General features: G+C 37.8%; 17 protein-coding genes. All 17 read right to left on the reverse strand.

Features of this window, described 5'->3' with window-relative positions; translation table 11 throughout:
- Nucleotides 1–4 precede the first annotated feature (4 nt).
- Nucleotides 5–1,579 carry an L-aspartate oxidase gene (nadB, locus tag AB1349_03180; GenBank protein MEW6556337.1) on the reverse strand — a complete coding sequence of 525 codons (1,575 nt, stop codon included), beginning with the start codon at nt 1,577–1,579 and terminating at the stop codon, nt 5–7.
- A 128-nt stretch (nt 1,580–1,707) separates the two neighbouring features.
- Nucleotides 1,708–3,570: a translation elongation factor 4 gene (gene lepA, locus AB1349_03185; protein MEW6556338.1), complete on the reverse strand. Its 1,863-nt coding sequence runs from the start codon at nt 3,568–3,570 to the stop codon at nt 1,708–1,710.
- Entirely contained in the window at nt 3,570–5,309 is a 1,740-nt protein-coding gene (ptsP, locus tag AB1349_03190) for a phosphoenolpyruvate--protein phosphotransferase (protein ID MEW6556339.1), read from the reverse strand. Before ptsP ends, lepA begins: the two co-directional genes overlap by 1 nt.
- A gap of 128 nt (nt 5,310–5,437) precedes the next feature.
- Complete coding sequence (locus AB1349_03195) at nt 5,438–5,704, reverse strand: HPr family phosphocarrier protein (protein MEW6556340.1); 267 nt, start codon at nt 5,702–5,704, stop codon at nt 5,438–5,440.
- Nucleotides 5,701–6,465: a PTS system mannose/fructose/sorbose family transporter subunit IID gene (locus AB1349_03200; GenBank protein MEW6556341.1), complete on the reverse strand. Its 765-nt coding sequence runs from the start codon at nt 6,463–6,465 to the stop codon at nt 5,701–5,703. The genes AB1349_03195 and AB1349_03200 overlap by 4 nt, the downstream gene beginning before the upstream one ends.
- On the reverse strand, nt 6,462–7,076 hold the full coding sequence (locus AB1349_03205; GenBank protein MEW6556342.1) for a PTS sugar transporter subunit IIC: 615 nt from the start codon (nt 7,074–7,076) through the stop codon (nt 6,462–6,464). The genes AB1349_03200 and AB1349_03205 overlap by 4 nt, the downstream gene beginning before the upstream one ends.
- Before the next feature lie 28 nt (nt 7,077–7,104).
- Nucleotides 7,105–9,237, reverse strand: coding sequence for an alpha-amylase/4-alpha-glucanotransferase domain-containing protein (locus AB1349_03210; GenBank protein ID MEW6556343.1), 2,133 nt, complete (start codon nt 9,235–9,237; stop codon nt 7,105–7,107).
- Between the two features lie 60 nt (nt 9,238–9,297).
- A complete protein-coding gene (locus AB1349_03215) occupies nt 9,298–11,013 on the reverse strand; it encodes a 1,4-alpha-glucan branching protein domain-containing protein (GenBank protein ID MEW6556344.1) in 1,716 nt (571 codons plus the stop codon).
- A complete protein-coding gene (locus AB1349_03220; protein ID MEW6556345.1) occupies nt 11,014–11,508 on the reverse strand; it encodes a PTS sugar transporter subunit IIB in 495 nt (164 codons plus the stop codon).
- Nucleotides 11,509–11,589: 81 nt separating this feature from the next.
- Nucleotides 11,590–12,018: a hypothetical protein gene (locus AB1349_03225; GenBank protein ID MEW6556346.1), complete on the reverse strand. Its 429-nt coding sequence runs from the start codon at nt 12,016–12,018 to the stop codon at nt 11,590–11,592.
- 88 nt (nt 12,019–12,106) lie between these two features.
- Nucleotides 12,107–13,699, reverse strand: a complete 1,593-nt coding sequence (locus tag AB1349_03230) for a 1,4-alpha-glucan branching protein domain-containing protein (protein MEW6556347.1) — start codon at nt 13,697–13,699, stop codon at nt 12,107–12,109.
- An 81-nt stretch (nt 13,700–13,780) separates the two neighbouring features.
- Nucleotides 13,781–14,638 carry a DUF4912 domain-containing protein gene (locus AB1349_03235; protein MEW6556348.1) on the reverse strand — a complete coding sequence of 286 codons (858 nt, stop codon included), beginning with the start codon at nt 14,636–14,638 and terminating at the stop codon, nt 13,781–13,783.
- A gap of 102 nt (nt 14,639–14,740) precedes the next feature.
- Entirely contained in the window at nt 14,741–15,592 is an 852-nt protein-coding gene (gene rapZ, locus AB1349_03240) for an RNase adapter RapZ (protein ID MEW6556349.1), read from the reverse strand.
- A gap of 107 nt (nt 15,593–15,699) precedes the next feature.
- Complete coding sequence (hprK, locus tag AB1349_03245) at nt 15,700–16,638, reverse strand: HPr(Ser) kinase/phosphatase (protein MEW6556350.1); 939 nt, start codon at nt 16,636–16,638, stop codon at nt 15,700–15,702.
- Nucleotides 16,639–16,722: 84 nt separating this feature from the next.
- A complete protein-coding gene (locus AB1349_03250; protein MEW6556351.1) occupies nt 16,723–17,181 on the reverse strand; it encodes a PTS sugar transporter subunit IIA in 459 nt (152 codons plus the stop codon).
- 5 nt (nt 17,182–17,186) lie between these two features.
- Nucleotides 17,187–17,711, reverse strand: coding sequence for a ribosome-associated translation inhibitor RaiA (gene raiA / locus AB1349_03255; protein ID MEW6556352.1), 525 nt, complete (start codon nt 17,709–17,711; stop codon nt 17,187–17,189).
- Between the two features lie 14 nt (nt 17,712–17,725).
- The gene (gene lptB, locus AB1349_03260) at nt 17,726–18,445 is read right to left on the reverse strand and encodes an LPS export ABC transporter ATP-binding protein (protein MEW6556353.1); all 720 of its coding nucleotides are present in this window, start codon (nt 18,443–18,445) and stop codon (nt 17,726–17,728) included.
- Nucleotides 18,446–18,448: the final 3 nt, after the last annotated feature.

Genomic DNA, 18,448 nt, shown 5'->3' on the forward strand with positions numbered 1-18,448 from the left:
TTTCTTATAAAATTGTATTTTTCGGTTCTGGAAGTTTTTCAGGATAGTCAATATTGTAATGAAGCCCGCGTGATTCTTTGCGAGTGATTGCTGATTTTATTATCAGTTCTGCAACGGTAGCTATATTACGCAGTTCAATCAAATCCTGTGTAATGATAAAATCCCAATAGTACTGGTTGATTTCTTTTTTGAGATTTTTTATTCTTGACAGCGCTCTCTCCAATCGTTTATTAGACCGAACAATCCCAACATAGTTCCACATTAGCCGTCTGATTTCATCCCAGTTATGCGAAATGACTATCGCTTCATCAGGATGTGTTGCATAACCTGTTTTCCAGGTAGCGACTTTCGGCAATTTTTCTTTTTTCTGGTTGATAATTTTCTGCGCAGATAGGTAAGAAAACACAAGCCCTTCTAAAAGCGAATTAGACGCAAGCCGATTCGCACCATGAAAACCACTACAGGCAACCTCGCCAATCGCGTAAAGATTACGAATATTTGTTCGGCCGTAGATATCCGTCATCACACCGCCACAGATATAATGTGCAGCAGGCACCACAGGTATCGGCTTTTTTGTAATATCAATCCCAAAAGCGCGGCATTTTTTATAAATTGTTGGGAATCTGGTTTTAAGAAAACTTGATTGCTTGAATGAAATATCAAGATACACACAGTCATCACCTGATTTTTTTAACTCCGAATCAATCGCTCTGGCAACAATATCTCGCGGCGCTAACTCCTTTTTAGGATGATATTTTTTCATAAACCTTCTGTATTTTGAATCTACCAGAACTGCACCTTCACCACGGAGCGCCTCCGAGATTAAAAACGATTTCGCTTCCGGATGATAAAGACAGGTCGGATGAAATTGCATAAACTCTAAATTGGCAACACGACAGCCAGCACGATAAGCCATCGCAATTCCATCACCAGTCGCTACATCTGGATTTGATGTATAAAGATAAACCTTACCAGCACCACCTGTTGCTAAAATCGTTGTCTGCGCCAGAAATGTTTTTACTACACCTGCCCTCTTGTCCAAAACATACGCACCCCAACATCTATCAAACTTTTTCTTTCGCGTTTGTTTCGCGTTTTCTTTCGCGTCTGTTTCGCGTTTTTTTATCAGATTAACTGCAACAAAGTTCTCAAAAATTTTTATATTCGGCATTCTTTTAACCTGTCTGACAAGCACTGTCTCTATTGCTTTTCCTGTGTTATCTGTTGAATGTAAAACCCGTCTTCTTGAATGCCCACCCTCAAGCCCGATTGTTTTATCAAACTTCACACCCCATTCTTCAAGTTCGGCTAGCCGCTGCGGTGCCTGTTTTACAACAAGTTCTACAACCTCTTTTTTACATAGCCCTGCACCTGCAATAATTGTATCGTTAATATGTTGTTCAAAAGAATCAGCCTGCTGACAAACACAGGCAATCCCACCCTGTGCTTCAGTTGTATTAGTATCAAAAATGCCTCTTTTCGTTATAACAAAAACAGAGCCGTATTTGTAAAGCCGAAGTGCTAAAGAAAGCCCTGCAATACCAGACCCAATAATCAAAAAATCAGATTTATATTCCATTATGATTGATTATACAAAAAATGAAAAATTAAAAATTAAAAATGAACTTAATCCCCACTTTAGTGGGCTGACTGAAGTCAGATATAATAAACATCTTCCATCTCTGTATCTCTGCGGTTTATTTTTTCTTATTTTCCTCCGTCTCCATCAAGTTTGAGGACGGCGAGGAATGCATCTTGCGGGATTGAGACATTACCGAACTGTTTCATTTTTTTCTTGCCTTCTTTCTGTTTTTCAAGCAGTTTTCGTTTTCGGGTAATATCGCCACCGTAACATTTGGCAATCACATCCTTTCTTAACGAACGCACATTTTCGCGGGTAATAATTCTGCCTGAAATTGACGCCTGTATTGGCACCTCAAATAACTGTCTGGGTATCAGTTGTTTCAATTTTTCAGTTATTTTTCGGGCATAAAATTCTGCTTTCTGCCGGTGTATAATAAACGACAATGCGTCAATTGGTTCATCGTGCACGAGAATATCTACTTTAACCAGTTCAGATTCTTTATATTCGGCAAGTTCGTAATCAAACGAGCCATAGCCGCTAGATACAGATTTAAGTTTATCATAAAAATCTACAATCACCTCAGCAAGTGGCATCTTATAAACCAGTTTGACTTTATCTTCGGTGATATATGTCATATCCAAGAAATCAGCACGCCGATTTTCACAGAGTGCCATCACATTCCCAACGAATTGTTGAGGCAGGATAATCGTTGCAAGAATATACGGCTCATAAATTTTTTCTATAAACTGTTTTTCAGGAAATTTTGATGGATTATCAATTTCTATTATTGAGGCTGTTTTTCCCAAAAAGTCGTCGGTGGCTTGCAATGACGGACGAGATTCTATTGTCTTTATTCTGTATTTGACATTCGGTGCGGTTATGATAAGATTGAGATTGAACTCTCGCTGTAGCCGTTCTTTTACTATATCCATATGCAGAAGCCCCAGGAAGCCGCATCTATAGCCGAAACCAAGCGCAACGGATGTTTCCGGCTGATAAAAAAAAGACGAGTCCTCTAAATGCAGTTTCCCCATTGCTTTTGTGAGTGCATCATAATCACCGGGTTGAACCGGAAAAAGTCCGCAGAATACAAACGGCTTTAACTCTTTGAAACCCGGATGTGGCTGTTGTGTTGGCTTTTCAGATTCCGTAATAGTATCGCCGATTTTTATTTTATGTATATCTTTGATACCTAAAATTACATAACCAACCTCGCCAGTAGAAAGTTTATCTGTAATTTTTCGGGCTGCAGGGCTTGATGGGTTTTGGAGTTGAAAAAAACCGACTTCTTCTACATCAAATTTTTCGCTGTTTGAAAACAGCATCACTTTTTTATTAGCAAAAATCTCGCCATCAAAAACGCGAATATAAATGATTACGCCTCTGAATAAATCATAGTGTGAATCAAACACCAACGCTTTAAGTGGCTTTTTGGCTTCATTAACCGGTGCAGGTATTGTATGAATTATTGCATCTACAACTTCGGTTATACCGATATTTTGTTTGGCAGAAACAAGAATCGGTTTTTCGGTTATTTTTAGTACCTTTTCTATCTGTTTCTGTGTATTCACAACATCCGCTTGCTTTAAGTCAATTTTATTAATTACAGTGACAATTTTTAAGTTATGTTGTCGGGCAAGTTCGTAATTAGATAGCGTTTGTGCTTCAACACCTTGCGAGGCGTCAACCACCAACAGACAGCCCTCACAGGCAGCGAGTGCGCGGGAAACCTCATATGTAAAATCAACATGACCTGGTGTATCTATAAGATTTAGTTGCCATAACTGCCCGTCGGTAGCGGTATAGTTTAAGCGGACTGCTTTTGCTTTTATTGTGATACCGCGTTCTCGTTCTAAATCCATCGCATCTAAAACCTGTTCTTTATGTGAGATAGGAATTGCAGATGTGAACTCTAAAATTCGGTCGGCAAGTGTAGATTTACCATGGTCAATATGTGCAATAATAGAAAAATTGCGGATGTTCATTAATGTTGTTTTTTTTGTTTCACTTTTTTGATAAGCAGTTCGCGGCTGGCTTCAGTTAGAATCTTGTCAATTATTTTTTGGGCTTCTGAAAAATTGGTATGTCGTATCTCTTTTTTTATCTTTAAAACCGATGTAGATGCTACGCTGAAATGTTCAAGCCCTAAACCTAAAAGTATCTCGGTATACAATGAATCTGCTGCCATCTCGCCACACATAGAAACCCATTTTCCTGCTTTTTTACCAGCGTCTATTATATTTTTTAACAGTCGTAAAACAGACAGATGCAGTGGTTCGTAAAGATGTGTTACATGCTCATTAACTCTATCCACCGCAAGTGTGTATTGAATTAAATCATTTGTACCAATTGACAAGAAATCTGCTTCTTTTGCAAGCAGGTCTACCGTTAATGCCGCAGATGGTATCTCAATCATAATACCAACTTCCATATTCTCATCAAATGGGGGAGATTGAAGGGGAGATTGCATAGATTTATTTCTCAACTCCTGTTTTACTTCGTTTAGTATAACATTTGCAGCGCGGAGTTCATCAATCCCTGAAATCATCGGATACATCATTTTCACATTCCCGTATACAGATGCTCTTAAAATTGCTCTTAATTGTATCTTAAAAATCTCCGGATGTTTCAGACAGAACCGTATTGCCCGCAAACCCAGAAACGGATTCCGTTCTTCTGATACCTGAAGCTGCGGTAATAGTTTATCACCACCTAAATCTATTGTTCTAATAATCACAGGATTCGGGAATACTTTCTCTACAACAGTTCTGTAAGATGCTAATTGCTCTTCTTCTGATGGCAGTTCGTCCCGATTAATATACAGATATTCCGTTCTAAAAAGCCCGATACCTTCCGCACCGTGTGTAATTACTGACCTTATTTCTTCCGGGATTTCAATATTTGCGGCAACAACAATTTTTTTATCGTCTAAAGTGACAGCCGGCAGGTTCACAAACTGCGCTAATTCTTTTATTTCGGTATTATAGATCTCCTGCCTTCTTCTGTAATTAACAAGCGTATCTTTGTCAGGCTCAAGAATAACAACACCTTCTATGCCATCAACAATTACGATATTACCGTCTCTAACATAATGTGTAATATCTTTCATTCCGACAACTGCTGGGATTTCCATTGCTTGCGCCATAATCGCAGTATGCGAAGTTTTACCGCCAATATTTGTTGCAAACCCGATTACATTTTCTGCTTTGATTGCTATAGTGTCTGTTGGTGTCAGATTATTTGCAAAGACAATAGAGTTTTTATCAATCTCGCTGATAGTTTTTCGGTGAGTACCTGTTAAATGTTTCATAATTCGTCTGCCAACTTCAAAAATATCTTTACCACGTTCTCTGAAATACTCATCTTTTACCTGTTCAAAAACTTTTGAATACTTTTCTAAAATAACCTGCAGTGCATACTCGGCATTGACTTTTTGGGTGCTAATTTCAGCAACAACCTCTTCTTTAATAAGCGGGTCGTCTGCAATAAACAGGTATGCATCAAACAGTTTGATATGTTTTTTGCCGAGATGTTTTACCGCTTCGTGTTTCGTTTTCTCTATATCTGCTTTGGTATCAGTGATTGCTTTTTTGAACCTATCAACCTCTTTTTTTATATCCTCTTTGGCAACTGTCCGTTTAACTGCGTATAACACATCCTCACTAATAAGAACCGCTTTGCCAATCGCAATCCCCGGCGATGCTGCAATCCCTTTGTATAACATAGAATCTCCTTCAGAGAGGTTAAAATTAAAGGTGTAAATTAAAATAAAAATAAAATCCAAAAATTTTAACCTTTAACCTTTTACCTTTAACCTTTTACCTTTAACCTTTTACCTTTAACCTGCCTTTTTTATTCTTCATCAAATTTTCGGTCTATCAATTGTTCAAGTGCAGTTATTAACTCTGATTCGTCAGCCCCGTCTGCTAAAATATGGAGTTCAGAACCGAGCCCAGCTGCAAGCATCATCAAGCCCATGATAGATTTCCCGTCAATCTCCTGACCGTCTTTGATAACTTTTACAGTTGCGTTAAATCTTGCTGTTGTCTGGACAAACAGTGATGCAGGTCGCGCATGCAGTCCAAGTTTATTTTTTATTTTTAGCGTTTTATCTATCATAAAAATTGGCAATAAGCCAGAATTATACTTACAATAACCAACCCACAGAAAACTTTGGTTACAGAAATATTATTTCTTATCAAAATAAATGTAATACCAAATACAGTCAACCCTAACAAGTACTCTTCAGTCAGCATAAGATACCTGAGCAAAACAAAAACTCCTATAACAAGCCCGATAATCTGCAAAACTTTTGAGACTTTGTCGAACTTAAAACTACTAATAATTTTAACAAGTCCTGTTTTGTATTTTAATCCTATCCAGAACCCGAAAGTTCTGAAAAAAATATGCAGGATATTGTATAACACAAGAAAAATAACTGCCGGTATACAGGGGGGGAATGGGGTGGCAAAGTTAGTAAGCGATTCATCTTTACCAAAAAAACAGGCAATCGCTATTAGTGCACACAGCGGTCTGACTCGTGCCCAGAACAGTGTATCACCAACTGCGGCAAGTGGGCCGCCTAAATGTAGTTTTAGCGATTTGATATGTTGGGATTTTAGATTATCATCTATATTTTTTTCGTTTTCTAACGAAATTATAATAGCCATAATTGTATTCGCGATATACGGGTGTGTATTAAAAAACTCAAAATGTCTTAATACCGAATTTTTAAGCTGGTTCTTATCGGCTTTATAGATATCTTTCAGACACGGTAAAATTGAATACAGAAACCCGACATTTTGCATTCGTTCAAAATTCCAAACTGCCTGTAACAGCAGTGACCGAAAGAAAGTTTTTATAACACTACATTTTTTCATTTAACAAAACCTGCTAAAAACGAACTCAATCCTAACACAGGCAGCAGTAGCAAAAATATTTTTAATCCTGAAACGATTTCTATCTGTGAAATAACAACTGGCAGTATATAATTCAGAACAATCTGTAACAACAAAATTGAAATAATTAACGATAAAAAACCTTTTACAAAAGTAAAAAAAATACTCAACCATATAACCACAGTTAATAAATAATACTTTTCGTGATAAAGCCCGTTTTCTACAACAGGCAGGAAAACCCTGTTATATTTTCTATGCATAATATCCAGCCGTTTGAAAATTATCCCAAGCGGGACTGCCAGAATTATCGCTAATGCTAATTCTGTATCTGTTTTATTACACGAAAGCGCAGTTGCTACAATTGAGACAATAGTTGAATCCGGCGGGACGCCAACACCAACTGGCACTACGCCTATCCATAAAAGTTCTATTAAGACACCAACAAGCAGACCTGTTTTAATATCACCACAGAACCAGCCTATAACAGGTCCAGCAACTATCGGACGAGAAACCATAAACTGCCCGATGACAGTCGCATCTAAACTTAGTAATGAGCCAACAGCAGCAATTTTGAGAATCGGTATAAAATCCATTTCAATACTGCAAGTTAAAGGTTAAAGGTCAAAGGTTAAAATTTGAGACTGTAAGTTTGAAACTGGTCTGCAAGGTTGTTTTTGGCAACAGTGTAAATTTCCAATTTGGGAATATTGCAGTTTGCTGATACATTTTTTCAAACCCTGCTTCAGACAATGAGACGGTATAAACTGGGAAAGACCATATTTCACATTCGTCTGAAAATTCAAACAAAAGCATAAAATTATAGCCGTTATCTTTTACAACAAACTTTTTTGAGGGGGGGGATGGGGTGGATGGGGAAACTAAATTCTCTACTTCAGGTTCTGAGAATGAGATATTGAACTCCGAGCCAAACCAGAGCGATATGCTTTCATCAGCCAGATTTTTTATTTTATAATCAACCGATATAGTATTTTTTATAGATGGTTTTATTGTTTTTACAACACGAACAGGATATTTTTTGTTGTTACACCAGACACTACCGTTTCTTTCAAGTATTACAGCCACACCCCCCTTTTTTTTGAGTTCAAACTTATACGGCTCTATTATGAAATCGCCCTGCTCACCATATTCACATTTAGAAAACGCTTCAAGTGTGGTATCAGGATGCAGAAAATGGTCTAATAACGAATATCTATTGTACCAATCGTATTTCAGATAATTTTTCAAGCCCTCTTCTTTTGCAAAAACCATATCAGGCAATGGTATTGCATCCGTTTCACTATCTCCCACTTCCTCCACTTTTTTTACGACTGCGAGGTCTATTTTTTTATGATACGCTTCATATCGTCTTGTGAGTATATTGGTAAGATTTATAGGGGAGTTATGCAACGGCTTAAAATCTAACTCAAAAACTGCACCACCATATGAAGGTTTTACATAGATATTAAAATTTTTGGATGACATAATTATTTCATCATAACTATCCTTATCAAAATCAACAATTTCCACTTCTGACTTCTGACTTCTGACTTCTGACTTCTGTTCTGCTTCTATCAGGTTTTTGTAGACGGCGTAACGCAGATGTGGAAGATATAATCCACCGAAAATACCATGCCAGTATGCGCAGTTACACTGTGCTTTATACAGATGATTGAGCGGTTGAGCGGTTGAGCGGTTAAGCGAACTGCTGTTTTTATTACTTACCTGCTTATCCGCTATCCTGCTTATCTGCCGAATCTTTTCACTCACATACAGCATTTTTTTATGCATATTATTTGATTCCGGATATTTTGTTAAAAAGTTACGCCAGATACCGCCTTTTAGGAATCGTTTTAAGTTATTATCTGCATTTTTTGCTAACGCTTGAAAATCAACCTGCGATTTCGCTGGTAGCGACCATTCAGACATTTCAAAATAGGATGCGGTTGGCAGATAGATTCTATCTGCTGCTGGGAATTGATTTAGATATTCAGAGAAAGTCGTTGTTGTGAGCCAGTCAGCATTTTGTTCTAACATTGTAAAAAATTTTTCAAGCCATTTTTTTTCATAACAGGTTTTGTAGGTATCAGGCCAGAGCCCGAATTTTTCGCCATCATCTGCCATCACCAGCAGTGTTGAAGGGTCGTCAGTTATCTCATTTTGCAGATACTTTATTGACTCTTCAGGTAATGCGAATGGTGTCAGGTATCTTAATTTCTGATTGATTGGAAAGATTTTGAGTTGAACACCTTGTTCTTCGGTAACAAAATAGCCACGCAACTTTTTTTCGTCAATCCCACTTGCTAAAAAATGTGCATCATCCAGCACAACAAATTCAACACCTGCCTCGTTCAATATCTTTGCAAGTGATGGTTCCCAAACCCGTTCTGCCAGCCACAGTCCTTTGGGTGTAAATGCGAATTTATTTTTTATATAATCTGTAAGTTTTGCTATCTGCCCGAGTTTATCTCTATCAGGAATTACTGGTAGTATTGGTTCGTAGTAGCCACCAGTCAATATTTCTGCCTGTTTGTTTTCAATAAGTTTTTGTAATCGGACAAGAATTTCTGGTTTATGTTCTTCAAGCCAATCAATAAGGCAGCCGGTATAATGAAACACGATTTTTATTGTCGGATGTTTTTCTATAACATCCAGAAACGGCTGATATGCCTGTTTCACCGCATGTTCAAACACATTATCAAAATTCCCAATTGGCTGGTGATTGTGGACACCAAAAATAAAATTTATTTTTTTCATTTTTTGAGAACGCTGATTACCGCTGATTTTATCTGCGGTCATCTGCGTTTCTATCTGTGATCATCTGCGTCTTGCCGGTGGTTCACGACGAGCAAATTTTCTGTAATCAATTTCTGTGAATACACTATCTATTTCTTCAATCTCAGTTAAAAACCCGAGAAATTCTGCAGATTCAGTTCTACCCCCCATCCCTCCCCCTTCTTTCAAGCCAGAGACAAGTCGGCAGAACCGATTATAGTGTTGAAGGAACCGTTCTGCTGCGTATTCTTTTGCCTGTTTTGTAGTAATAAGAAACGGCCAGTCAGACGATTGTAACAGTAGCAACTCGCGTGCTGATTGATTGAGTGCTCGGGTTGTATTTGTTGAAACATCACCGTGTATAAATTTTTGGACTATATCTTCCATTTGAACTTCTGCATCGTGAATATAAGGCCACATCCATTTTGTCTCATCGTTAAACCATACATAATGCCCACCGCCATCACCCCATGAAGATTCCGGCAGTTCAGCAACCAATTTTGGTGGATATTTTTGGAGATATTCTGATGGTGTCATCAACGAGATTGTTGGATTTTTAGATGTCTTAATAAGTACCTGTTTCAGCCATTCTATCCCTTCAAACCACCAGTGCCCGAACAGTTCAGTATCATATGGTGAAATAACCATTCCAAACTCATTAGTAGATTTGTTGTAATCTGCAAGGATTCGTTCAACCACAGTATTAAAATGGTCTGCATTTTCGTTAATTCTGCAAACCGTATTTTGATACTGATAAATTTCTTTTAATCCTAAATCTATTTTTGTAGAGGTTATTTTCCAGTACTGTAACCCGGAATCATAATCCTTTTTATGAAACTCACGATAGTTGCCATCACCTGGATAACCGTATTCACCAGACCATACTAACAGCCCTGTTTCTCTGTTTCGGCCGAATGCGACAACACCTGATTTTGTAAGATACGGGATAGCTGTATTCCGGCCTGTTTTTTTAGTATAGTCAACTGCAGGTGCTTTTATCTCGCCATAAATCCCGCTTCGTTTCCCGCCCCAATACGCTTCACCACCTTCTATCGCATGACTATCCACAATAAAATATTCAATACCGAGTGAAGCGAGCAATTCGTCTATAGATGGTCTGTAATACGACTCGTTTTTTGTGATATGAACAATTTGCCCACCTCGGTAGGCGCATTCTGGTAGCCAGATTCCTTTTGGTTTTCTGCCAAAATGTTTTCGGTATGTATCAATCCCGATTTTTAACTGTGCATATACTGATGAATTTCTTGACAGAAGTGGCAGATAGCCGTGTGTGGCAGCTGATGTTATAATTTCTATATTGCCATCATCCTGCAGTTTCTTAAACGCTGTAATGATATTTCTATTATATTTATTATGAAAATTATCCAGTATTTTTACAAAATTATTTTTATAAAATTCTGATAGTTGCCTGTACTCAGGTTGATGTCTTGCTGAAAATTTGTCAATATCAAACGATGCACGCTGTATTTTAGCAGACATAAATTCTTCAAACCGTTTCAAGAAATATTCATCTGCTAACTGCTCCGCTAACACCGGTGTTATACCGATAACTATCCTGTATGGTATTTTTTGTTCTTTCAGTTCGTATAAAATATCTAAAAGCGGGATATATGTCTCCAGCATCCCTTCTAATAGCCACTCTTCACCAAACGGCCATACACCTGCTTTCTTAACAAAAGGCAAGTGGCTATGTAGCACAAAACAGAAACTTCCAGAACAGGCAATATTTTTGTTCATTTATTTTTTGCCGGATTGTTCTTCTATCAACTTTAATATATCTATCCGGTCGTCCATTGGCAATGCGCGAGCTTCTATTTCAATCCCTTTTTTTTTTATTTCTTCTAAATGCCCGATATCCTGTTCGTCAAGCGAGACCGATTTCAGATACTGCTTTTTACCTTCAGACCAATGAAGTCCGCCAAGATTCACAGATTCTATATCCACATTTTGTTCTGCCATTCTTAATACACTCTGAATATCTGGCACAAGCACAAGTATTCGTTCTTTTGTACTATGTCCATCATTGATAATTTTTACTGAATCATCAATCCCTGTAATTGTCAGTTTTACATCTTCCGGGATTGCAATTGCCATAAGTTGTTTCTGCAGCTCATCTTTAGCAACCTCATCGCTTGCTACAAGTATTCTATCCACACGAATCGTTTTAAGCCAGCCTTCTATCACCTGACCGTGTATGAGTCGGTCATCAATTCTAATAAGGACTATTGACATTGTCCGCTTCGCTTACTACCCAAATTAAAACCGAATGATACCGAATACAACCGAATAATTTGGTATAGTTATTCGGTGTCTCTATTCGGTGCACTTATTCGGGTGTAGTTTAAGAAACTTCTCTTTTACATCCATTATTGATGCCTGTGCATCTTCTATAACTTTGTTTTTGAGTTCAGTCAGGTTCAGCATTTCACGATGTGTGAATACGGATAGCAGCATATACATATTCACACCACTTATGACTGCCAATTTATCCTTTAATTTTTCAACAAATGTCATACATACATTACAAGGTGTCCCGCCAACCATATCAGTCAAGACAAGCCAGCCATCAGCAAGATTTGATGACATAAGTTGTTTCTCAAGTTTTTCTTTAACAACTGCAGGGCTTTCAGCATATGAGATTGATATTGCAGCCACAAGCCGTTGCGTGCCTATTATATTCTGTGCAGATTCAAGCAATTTCTCGCCAAAATCGCCATGCGTGATAATAATTACGCCAACCATAATAGAATCAATTAAAAATGTAAAATGCAAAATGTAAAATTGTGGTAGAAAGCATTTTTAATTTTTAATTTTTAATTTTTAATTGCCTTTACAGATATGCTTTGTAATCTATATTCGGGAATATATTGTTTTTATTCTCAAGCCAGACTAAAAACTGTTCATCAATTTGGTTCTTTTTTATCTGCTCATATAATTTTGTGAAGTTATATATATGGTCTTTTGTTCGTTTAAGCGCATATGGAATCATTGTGCCGGTAGTCATAATAAACGCCCAGTCAGAAGATTGCGCAAGCACAAGTTCTCTTGCTGATTGGTTCAATGCCCGTTTTGTTAAGCCCGTAGCAGCCGGATTCGCTTGAGCAAGTTCAATCATTCTTTCGGCTGCTTTATGCAGATGCCGGTAAATCCAGTCATTTGAGCCATTGAGCCAGACTTCGTTGTAGCCCTTATCACCCCAACTGGACATAGAAGGTTGAATCACTTGATTATCTGGATAGCGTTTCAGGTATTCTGACGGTGTGATTGTTTTTATTGTTTTCTGGTCGTAATAGATTTTCTTGAACAAAAATTCAAGAAACTCCGGACCTTCATACCACCAGTGTCCGAACAGCTCGGCATCATACATAGAAACAACAATCGGTTTCCTTTTGATTATGTCAATCAAATACTCAACCTGTTTTTCGCGGTTAAACATAAAATTGCCCGCATGGGTTGCTGCGGCTTCTTTTGCATCATCATAACTATACGGCTGTTTATTTGAGAGTGGCACATTCCCGGTGATTTTGTAATACTTGATACCGATATTTCGTCTGATACCGTCGGAATGTAGATACGGGCTAATATAATCGTAGTTAAGGTCATAGCCGATATCTCTATAAAACTCGCGATACCGGTAATCGCCTGGATAGCCAATTTCAGCAGACCAGACCTGATGTGCTGATTCCATATCTCGTGCAAATGCGGCAACACCTGACGGGCAGTAAACCGGTGCAAACACACCGCAGCGTGGTCTCGGTGTGCCAAACAGTACACCGTGTGTTTCTACAAAAAAATAGCGGATACCGTTTTCTTTTAAGATTTTATCATCACCAGGATAGTAGGCGCATTCTGCAAGCCATATCCCATTCGGTTTCTTTTTGAACTTTTCTGTATAGTCGCTGACTGCGATTTTTATCTGTGCGCTTTTAGATTTCCAACCACTGTCATCGCCCATCAGTGGTAAGAAGCCGTGAGTAGCACAGCAGGTGATGATTTCCAGTTTGCCAGCATCTTGTATTTTCTTGAAACCTGAAAGCAGATTTTTTTTATATCTGCTGAAAACTTCACGACATTTTTTAAATTTTCGGTTATACATCAATGCCGTGTTGTAAAATATCCGATGGTGGTTCCGGCATCTTGATAATTCGCGTTCTGAAAGTTCAACAAGTTTATCCAAATGTTTAAGGTATCTGTTCTGTAAAAGTTCGTCTGCAAACATCCCGCATAATGTAGGTGTTAATGACATTGTGATTCGGAAATCAACACCATCTAAAATCAGCCGTTCAAACATATCCAAAAGCGGAATATATGTTTCTGTGAGCGCCTCAAACAGCCAGTCCTCTTCTAAAAAATCGTCATATTCCGGATGCCGAATATACGGCAGGTGTGCATGTAACACCAAACAAAGATACCCTTTTTCCATAAACATTGATTACCGCTGATTCTTAAACGCTGATTACCGCTGATAACATCTGCGGTCATCTGCGTTTTCTATCTGCGTTCCTTATTTTGTCTTTCGGTCTGCGGTGATTGTAATTTTTTTCGTATCTATTTTATCAGCAGAAACCGCTTTTATTACAAACTCTTTTTTACCATCAGGAAAATCAACCCGTATAGAAAATGTTCCATCTGGATTGAGTTTTATCGGCTTGTTATTCACGGATATATTCGCAGTTGGCTCTGTCGCACCGTAAACAATCAACTCGGCATCTGCAAGAAGCCAAAATTTTCGTAAACCAACCTGTGGAATTTTGAAACCACGTGATGAGATACCTGAAAACGCACCGGATGAAACCATCCCTAAAAATTCCCAGCGTTTTGCTAAAAACTTCGCCATCTCTAACGAGCCGATACCTATTCTATCAACACCTGAAAGTTTTAGCAGTTTCTCAAAATCTTCACGGATAAGCATCCACTGCTCATCTGTGATATCGGAAACTCTGCCAACGGGTAGCGAGATGGTATTTGATCTCAACAGCATAATATATTTCCCATCTTTTGTTTTTAAGCCGAGTTCAACATACCAGCTTTTACCCGGAGAATCCACTTTGATATACCAGTTCCGAGTATCAACTGCTGCAGGAATATCTTTGCTGATAACCGATTTTTGTCCCAAAACTTCATACACACGCAAAACCGTTTGGGATTGTCCAAAAATATCCCGCCCGTATTTTTTTCTGACTTTTGCTTTTGTCTTATCTGCTATATCCCAATAAGCAAACATCCAGTACGGGTCTCTTGGTAAAACCACAAGCCGGTCCTCATCATATCTTTCCGGTATTGCATAGCCGGTATCAATATACAACTGCCCTGTTCCCTCTTCTTTTTTTCTGCCCATCGGTGATGATGGATTTTTTGCCATAAAACCCCCTATGAAGGCAGGTAAAAAGTATAAATAAAAGGTTAAAATTAAAGGTATAAATTAAAATAAAATCCAGAAATTTTACCCTTTACCCTTTAACCTTTAACCTGTCTTTTCAATGTCTCTGTGTTTTAATATCACAGCGAACTTTTTTTTCACAAGATATTCTTTGAGTTGGTTTGCTATTACTACTGAACGATGCCGCCCTCCTGTACAGCCAATCGCGATTGTAAGATATGATTTTCCTTCTTTGATATATTTCGGGATAATTTCTGAAATCATACTAAAAAATTGTTTGATAAACTTCTTGGTATCGCTAAAATGCAGCAGATAGTTTCTTACTTTATTCTCGTTCCCTGTCCGATTCTTCAGTTCTGCCACATAATTTGGATTTGCTAAAAACCGCACATCCATAACTATATCTGCATCTGACGGGATGCCATACTTGTATCCAAACGAAATCACAGTAAGTCGCATCTCTTCTTTTTGTGAAATTTTTAACAACCCTGCGATTGTTTCTTTCAACCCTTGAAGTGTCAACTCCGTAGTATCTATTACCTTTGACGCCTGTGCTTTTATATTTGATAGTATCGCCCGTTCTGTTTTTATCGCTTCTGCCACCAGTCGGCCAAGTGGATGTTTTCTACGGGTTTCACTGAACCGCCTTAAAATCGTCTCATTTGATGCATCAATAAATACGATTTGAGGTCTTATCGCAAGGTCTGAAATAATTCTCGGGAAATCAGCAAGATTTTCACCTTCTCTAATATCTATTCCAAGTGCAATTTTTTTATATCTTGTTTCTTTTGAGGCAACAGTAAGTGATACAAACTTTTCAAGTAAAAATAGTGGTAGATTATCCACACAAAAAAAGCCTAAATCTTCAAAACATTTGATTGCCTGGCTTTTTCCAGCACCTGAGATGCCTGTGATTATAAAAAATTGTGTCTTCATTTTCGCTTCGCTCACTCCCAAATGTTTAGCAAATGTTTACCGAATGTTTACCAAATGTGACCGAATATTTATTATGGTTTATTCGGTGTTCCTATTCGGTGCCGTTATTAGGGATTATTTTTTTCTTTCATTGTCTCTATAAGCCGCTTGTTTAATTCCTGTGCTGCATGATAACCTCTGAGTTTTAACCGCTGATTCATCGCAGCAATCTCTATCAGTGCAGCAAGATTCCGTCCGGGTTTGACAGGTATTGTTATCTCAGGCACACGAACACCTAAAATATCTGTGAACTTGTCTTCTAACCCTAACCGTTCGTATTCTTTCTCACCTTTCCAGTGTTCAAGTTGAACCACTAAATCAATCTGTATAGAGTCCATAACTGCAAAAATACCAAACAGATTCCGTATATCAATAATTCCAATACCTCTTATTTCCATATGATGTCTGATAAGCTCTTCTCCGCAACCGATGAGAATATCGCCAGGCCGCCTTTTAATTTCTACAACATCATCTGCAACAAGCACATGGCCTCTTTTTATAAGTTCCAGTGCGCATTCTGATTTCCCAATTGATGAGTCGCCAAAAATCAGAACACCCATACCTGAAACACTGATAAGCACGCCGTGTTTCACAACTGACGGCGCAAGCACATCTTCAAGAAACAAAGTTAGTTCTGTTATAAACCGCCCGGTTTCTAACGCACTTTTCAGTAATGGAATATTATGTTCTTTTGAGAGCCGGATAAACTCATTTGGTACATCTAAATTTCTCGTTATCACTATTGCTGGAATCTCATATGAAAAAATCCTGTCAAAAACCTGTTTAGAAATTTCGTGTGATTTCAAATATGTCATCTCACTCAACCCCAGAACCTGAATACGCTGATATGGAAAATAATCAAAAAAACCGGTTAATACAAGTCCCATCCGATTCATATCAGCAACGGTAATTTTTTTATGAAAACCGTCTGCACCGGCAACGATTTCAAGCAAAAATTCTGTTTCTTTCTTTTCAAATAGTTCCTTGATAGTGATACTTTTGTCCATCATAAAATCAGGTTAAAATTAAAGGTATAAATTAAAATAATATCCAGAAATTTTACCCTTTAACCTTTGCCCTTTAACTTGCCTTTATAGTTCATCCTCTTCTTTTATTATCTTGATTACTTCCTGTGGTGTTTGAGCATCTCTGAGTGATTGTCGGAAAAATTTATCTTTCAACAGACGCGAAATTTTTGCAATTGCCTGAAGATGCTCACTGATAGATTCCGGCGGGGCAACCATCAGAAATATTATATATACAGGTTCGCCATCAAGCGAATCAAAATCAATTCCTGTTTTAGACAGCCCAAGTGAAGCAACTATTTTTGTAATGTCCTCGCTTTTTGCATGTGGTATTGCGACACCCTGTCCTATACCAGTAGAGCCGGTACTCTCGCGTTTCATAATCGCTTCTACTGTTTTATCAATGTTTTTTACCAGTTTCTTCTTTGCAAGTATCTCTACGAGTTCAGTTACTACCTCTTTTTTTGTTTTCCCTGTTAACTCCGTTATCACGCAACTTTCAGACAGAAAATCTAAAATTTTCATACTGCTCAACCTCCTATAATTTCTATCAATTCGTAATTAGAATCCGATTTTTTATATATTACGGATAGTTTTTTGGTATCTTTATTTACAAAAACCCAGCATGTATAATAGTTGTTGCTTTCCAGAATTTCTATCGCCTCGTCAACACTTGAACTGCTTGGCTTAATTTTTCTTTTATTCAAGTCAATCGAGATTTGTTCTGATTGAAGATACTTATTGTCTGCTAAAAAGTTGGCAGATTGCCTATGTGATTTCATTTTTTCTTTTTCTTTTTTAACCCGTTGTTCAATTTTATCAGATATTATATCGGCTGCTGAATAGAAATCAGCTGCCTGTTGTTTTATTTTTATTGTCCGTCCTGTAATACTAATGATTACTTCCATTGTATACAGGTATCTCTGTTTACTCAAAAAAACTTCTACTTTATTTATTCCTGAAAAGTATTTCTCAGATTTTGATATTTTTGTTTTGATATAGTCAGCCAGTACTGCGGAAACTTTCAGTTTTTTTGCTCTGATGTTAACCAGCATTTGTCCTCCGAAATTTACATTCTGAATTTTTCGCCAAGATATATTTTTCGTGCTTCTTCACTTTCTAAAAGTTGCTGTGATGTTCCTTCTATTAAAATTTTACCATCGTAAATTATGTATGCTCTATCAATAATTTCTAATGCCTCACGAACATTGTGGTCAGTTAAGACAATCCCTATCCCTGATTTTTTAAGTTCTTTTATTATATTCTGGATATCAGTAACTGTAATAGGGTCAATACCGACAAATGGTTCGTCAAGCAATATAAATTTTGGATTTATCGCTAATGCTCGTGCGATTTCAGTTCGCCGTCGTTCACCGCCCGAAAGCGTATGTGGATATCTATCTTTCAAATGATATATGCTGAGCTGGTTTAGCAATGTTTCACAGCGGTCTTGGCGTTCCTCGTCAGTTAAATCAAACATTTCAAGTACTGATAGAATATTCCCTTGAACTGTTAAACCTCTGAAAACTGACGATTCTTGCGCTAGATAGACAAGCCCCCGACGGGCACGCTGATGAACTGCGAGATTAGTAATATTCTCAGAATTAAAAAAAATATCGCCTGAATCCGCTTTTATTAAACCGACAATGATATGAAATGTGGTAGTTTTACCAGCACCATTAGGACCCAACAGACCGACGATTTCAGCGTTATGCATATTTAACGAGAGCCCGTTTATGACTCTATGCCGACCATATGATTTTTCAATATTTTCAATAGTTATTTGCATGTG

The sequence above is a fragment of the Elusimicrobiota bacterium genome, assembly GCA_040757695.1.
In the GTDB taxonomy this organism is placed as follows: domain Bacteria; phylum Elusimicrobiota; class UBA8919; order UBA8919; family UBA8919; genus JBFLWK01.

Excerpts from the sequence above, each read along its gene's own strand:
- nadB (MEW6556337.1), bottom strand. The coding sequence starts at position 1,579 with ATGGAATATAAATCTGATTTTTTGATTATTGGGTCTGGTATTGCAGGG.
- lepA (MEW6556338.1), bottom strand. The coding sequence starts at position 3,570 with ATGAACATCCGCAATTTTTCTATTATTGCACATATTGACCATGGTAAA.
- ptsP (MEW6556339.1), bottom strand. The coding sequence starts at position 5,309 with ATGTTATACAAAGGGATTGCAGCATCGCCGGGGATTGCGATTGGCAAA.
- AB1349_03195 (MEW6556340.1), bottom strand. The coding sequence starts at position 5,704 with ATGATAGATAAAACGCTAAAAATAAAAAATAAACTTGGACTGCATGCG.
- AB1349_03200 (MEW6556341.1), bottom strand. The coding sequence starts at position 6,465 with ATGAAAAAATGTAGTGTTATAAAAACTTTCTTTCGGTCACTGCTGTTA.
- AB1349_03205 (MEW6556342.1), bottom strand. The coding sequence starts at position 7,076 with ATGGATTTTATACCGATTCTCAAAATTGCTGCTGTTGGCTCATTACTA.
- AB1349_03210 (MEW6556343.1), bottom strand. The coding sequence starts at position 9,237 with ATGAAAAAAATAAATTTTATTTTTGGTGTCCACAATCACCAGCCAATT.
- AB1349_03215 (MEW6556344.1), bottom strand. The coding sequence starts at position 11,013 with ATGAACAAAAATATTGCCTGTTCTGGAAGTTTCTGTTTTGTGCTACAT.
- AB1349_03220 (MEW6556345.1), bottom strand. The coding sequence starts at position 11,508 with ATGTCAATAGTCCTTATTAGAATTGATGACCGACTCATACACGGTCAG.
- AB1349_03225 (MEW6556346.1), bottom strand. The coding sequence starts at position 12,018 with ATGGTTGGCGTAATTATTATCACGCATGGCGATTTTGGCGAGAAATTG.
- AB1349_03230 (MEW6556347.1), bottom strand. The coding sequence starts at position 13,699 with ATGGAAAAAGGGTATCTTTGTTTGGTGTTACATGCACACCTGCCGTAT.
- AB1349_03235 (MEW6556348.1), bottom strand. The coding sequence starts at position 14,638 with ATGGCAAAAAATCCATCATCACCGATGGGCAGAAAAAAAGAAGAGGGA.
- rapZ (MEW6556349.1), bottom strand. The coding sequence starts at position 15,592 with ATGAAGACACAATTTTTTATAATCACAGGCATCTCAGGTGCTGGAAAA.
- hprK (MEW6556350.1), bottom strand. The coding sequence starts at position 16,638 with ATGGACAAAAGTATCACTATCAAGGAACTATTTGAAAAGAAAGAAACA.
- AB1349_03250 (MEW6556351.1), bottom strand. The coding sequence starts at position 17,181 with ATGAAAATTTTAGATTTTCTGTCTGAAAGTTGCGTGATAACGGAGTTA.
- raiA (MEW6556352.1), bottom strand. The coding sequence starts at position 17,711 with ATGCTGGTTAACATCAGAGCAAAAAAACTGAAAGTTTCCGCAGTACTG.
- lptB (MEW6556353.1), bottom strand. The coding sequence starts at position 18,445 with ATGCAAATAACTATTGAAAATATTGAAAAATCATATGGTCGGCATAGA.